Annotated in this window: 1 protein-coding gene; it reads left to right on the top strand. The window is 38.9% G+C overall.

Going from position 1 to position 532, the window contains the following annotated elements; all coding sequences use genetic code 11:
* Nucleotides 1-17 precede the first annotated feature (17 nt).
* The coding region (locus DMB45_RS14785; RefSeq protein WP_181416533.1) for a hypothetical protein at nt 18-532 on the top strand (515 nt) is incomplete at its 3' end.

Raw genomic sequence — 532 nt, 5'->3', positions numbered from 1 at the left:
CGATAGTTCGTTACCAGGTGAAATTATTATTTCGTGATTGGATTTTATGGCTTTTGTTTTTAGCACTGTTGGTCACGACTTTAATTTATCAACTGAATATTCAGGGTACTTTTTCCGGTACGGGTGATAATTTTTACTCGATGCTTCCTTCCTTTATTCCCGCGACCAACGCCTGGTTCTTTAATCTCTTGCAGGTTTTGCCGTTTTTGTACCTTGCGGGAGATTATATTTACAGGAACCGCAAGCTGGATACTCTTGCCGTTATCGATTCTCGGCCACAGAGTAACGCTTCTTGCACGGGTGGGATGAGTTTAGGTATAGTCATTGTTTTTTTGTTTTTCGGTGCGATAAGTTTGTTCTTGGGGATACTCGTTAATTTATTTGTCAGTAAACTGGCTTTTAACGGGTGGAATTCCTTGTTTTATCTTTTTACTTATATTGTACCGACCACGATCTTTTTGACGGGTTTTTCTTTTTTCGTGGTCTATTTAACCCGTAACCGTCTTTTTTCTTTTATTCTCTTAATCGGGTA

This window comes from Sanguibacteroides justesenii (assembly GCF_003204205.1).
In the GTDB taxonomy this organism is placed as follows: Bacteria; Bacteroidota; Bacteroidia; order Bacteroidales; family Marinifilaceae; genus Gabonibacter; species Gabonibacter massiliensis.
The sequence above is the reverse complement of the archived record's forward strand: the minus strand, read 5'-3'. Positions and strand labels throughout refer to the sequence as shown.